Below are 3,341 nucleotides of genomic sequence, written 5' to 3'. Positions count from 1 at the left end.
ACGCGGAGGCGGTCCAGCCGCTCCGTACGGGCCAGCCGCGCGGGGATGGCGAAGGCGAAGTGGCGCTCCGCCGTCTCCACGTCCGCGATCACGTCGCCCTGGAAGGAGTAGGAGAAGAGGGTCGCGCCCGCGGCGTCCAGCCCCTCCACCCGGTAGGGGCCGGGCCCGGCCGGGAGCACCGGGCGGGTGGTGATCTCGAACGCAGGCTCCAGCACCGACTCCGCGCCCGCGATCCGGCCCCACACCAGGAGCGACGGCTCGTCCGCCGCCACGGGCACCGCCTGCTCGCCCGAGGTGCCGCCGTCGCCGCTCCGCCGGAACTGCAGGACTCCGCGGTACGTGTAGTCGCTGATCCACTCGGGCCCGCAGTACGTCATCAGGTCCCTGAACCGGCTCCCGTCCTTGGACTCGCCCGCCGCGACGTCCACGCCGTGCGCGCCGGTACGGCCGTCCTCGTAGGGGAACAGGACGTCCACCCCCGCCGGGCCGCCGCAGGGAGCGTGGCGCCTGCCGAAGTTGTGCCCCAGCTCGTGCGCCAGCGTACCCGCGGACCGCGGGAGGCGGTCGTAGCCGACCGCCGCAGGCGGCGCGCCCGGCAGCCCGCCGATGTAGCCGATCCCCGCGATGTTGTTTCCGCCGGGGTGCGTCAGGATCCCGTAGTAGTAGCGCCGGCTCCCGTCGGCGAGGCGGAGCGCGGCGATCTCGTTGAGGATCCGGATCCACCCGGACCCGTCCGCGGGGGAGGCGCTCGTGCTCGTCACGTATGGCGTGCGGATGTCCACCTCGTACTCGGCGATGGGGAACATCCCGACCAGCTCCCGGATCCACTCGTCCCGGGTGAGCACGCTCACGCGGCCGGTGGTGCCGTCCGGCTGGTGGATGGGGACCAGGCGGAGCCAGAGCTTGGGCACGGTCGTCACGTTCAGCGCCAGCACCCCGGAGGCCGGGTAGCGGAGCTGGCTCCCCGGCCGGGTCGGGACGCTCCTCTCGGGATCGGCCTCCACCACCAGCGAGAGCCCGGGGCGGACCAGGCGCGCCGGAACCATGCCGTTCCACGAGCCGTCCAGGCTCGCCTCGCGCACCGCGGTGGGGATGGAGTCCGCACCGGGGGAGAGGGTGAGGGTCTCCTGCAGGACGCCGTCGTGGTAGAGCCCGACGCGGACCCCGGGGGCGAAGAAGCTGGGCTGGTCGCCGCGCAGGAAGACCCGCAGCAGGGCGTCGCGACCGGCGACCAGGGGCACCGAGCGGTCGTAGGTCTGCACGCTCTGCGTCAGGTACACGCCGTCCACGGCCAGGCCGAGGACGCGGGGGTTCACCCGGATGGCCGCGTCCGCCGAAAGGCCGGCCACCGTGACCGTTCCCACCGCCCGGCCGGGCTGCAGCGCCATCAGCACCCCGCCCCGGTCCTCCACCCGGTCGGCGGCGTCGAAGCTCCAGAGCGGAGGCGCCCACGCCGGGAGGCGCTCGAACGGCTTCCCGTTCTGGTCCAGCACGGTCACGCCCAGGGGGACGGGGCTTCCCTCGACCACGGTGACGACGCGGCTGCTCAGCACGACGCGGGTCGGGACGCGCTCCGCGTCGGGGAGCAGGTCGGAGCACCCGCCGAGCGCGAGGGAGGCCAGGAGGGCGCAGCGGGCGAGAGGTCGCATCGCAGGAGGCCGGTGCGGGGAGCGGGAGGGCGCGCCGGCCCCGCGGGGGCGGACGGCGGGGCGCCGGAACGGCCGGGGTGGCATTCCAATATCATGCGTCCGCGGCCCGCTTGCAACCGCCCCGCACGCGTGGCGGCCCGGGGCGCCGCCTTGCCCCAGCCTCTTCCCGCTGTTAAATTTAGCTCTTCCCCGCTGCCCGACGGCGAGAGGTCCGGGGTACGGTCACTCACAGGGCACGACGGACGATCCGGAGCCGCACGCCGCGGCTCCTTTTGTTTGCGACGCGTTTCCGAGTCATTCAACGACGGATACAATGGACTTCAATTCCTTCGATCTCCACCCCGACCTCCTCCGCGGAGTCCGGGACCTCGGCTTCACCCGCCCCACGCCCATCCAGGAGCAGTCCATCCCGCCCGGGCTCGCGGGGAAGGACCTGCTGGCCTGCGCCATGACCGGGAGCGGGAAGACCGCGGCGTTCCTCCTCCCCATCCTGAACCGGCTCATGGGGAAGCCGCGCGGCACCACGCGCGCGCTGGTGCTGACGCCCACGCGCGAGCTCGCGGCGCAGATCCACGAGCACCTGGAAGCGCTGGCGGTGCACACCCCGCTCAAGGGCGCGGCCGTCTTCGGCGGCGTGGGGATGGGGCCGCAGGAGCGGGCCTTCCGCAACGGGGTGGACGTGATCATCGCCACCCCGGGACGCCTCCTGGACCACTTCCAGCAGCCCTACGCCCGGCTGGACGGGCTGGAGGTGCTGGTGCTGGACGAGGCGGACCGCATGCTGGACATGGGCTTCCTCCCGGACATCCGCCGGGTGCTGAAGCACCTCCCCGCGAAGCGGCAGACGCTCTTCTTCTCGGCCACCATGCCCGCGCCCATCGTGCAGCTCTCCCGGGAGATGCTGCAGGCGCCGGAGGCCATCAACGTCGAGCGGAGGCAGGCCCCGGCGAAGGGCGTCGCCCAGGCGGTGTACCCGGTGTCCGAGGAGCTGAAGGCGCACCTGTTCCTGGAACTGCTGAAGCGCGGCGACATCGGCAACGTGATCGTCTTCACCCGCACCAAGCACCGCTCCAACCGCCTGTCCGAGTTCCTGGAGAAGCACGGCGTCCCCAACGCCCGCATCCACGGGAACCGGAGCCAGGCGCAGCGCACCGAGGCGCTCGCAGGCTTCAAGAACGGCCGCTTCCGCGTGCTGGTGGCGACCGACATCGTGGCCCGCGGGATCGACGTGGAGGCGCTGGAGCACGTGGTCAACTTCGACGTCCCGCACGTCCCGGAGGACTACATCCACCGCGTGGGCCGCACGGCGCGCGCGGAGGCCACCGGTGACGCCTACACCTTCGTCTCCCCCGAGGAGGAGAAGGACCTGAAGGCGATCGAGCGCGCCGTCGGCAAGCCGCTCCCCCGCCGCGTGGTGGAGGGCTTCGACTACCGGACGAAGCCGCAGGAGCGCTTCGAGATCCCCATCCAGGAGCGCATCGCCGAGATCCGCGCCCGCAAGGCCGAGGATCGCGCCCGCGCCAAGGCGAAGGCGGAGCGCAAGGCGCAGCGGGAGGCCGAGGAGGCCGCGCGCGTCGCCCGGGGCGGGCGCCCCTCTCACGGGGGAGAGCCGCGCCGCTCCCAGCCGCAGGGGCAGGGCCAGGGGCAGGCCGGCTCCGGCGAGAACGGCGGTCAGCGGAACCGCCGCCGCGG

General features: G+C 73.3%; 2 protein-coding genes. One reads left to right on the top strand and one right to left on the bottom strand.

The window, feature by feature from the left end; all coding sequences use genetic code 11:
* On the bottom strand, positions 1-1,649 hold a 1,649-nt coding region (locus VGR37_23070; protein ID HEV2150300.1), incomplete at its 3' end, for a hypothetical protein.
* Between the two features lie 313 nt (positions 1,650-1,962).
* Between VGR37_23070 and VGR37_23065 the strand changes: the two genes are divergently transcribed.
* On the top strand, positions 1,963-3,341 hold a 1,379-nt coding region (locus VGR37_23065; GenBank protein HEV2150299.1), incomplete at its 3' end, for a DEAD/DEAH box helicase.

Source organism: Longimicrobiaceae bacterium (genome assembly GCA_035936415.1).
Taxonomy (GTDB): domain Bacteria; phylum Gemmatimonadota; class Gemmatimonadetes; order Longimicrobiales; family Longimicrobiaceae; genus JAFAYN01.
Note: the sequence above shows the minus strand (reverse complement) of the source record. Positions and strands in the feature narration are given on the sequence as shown.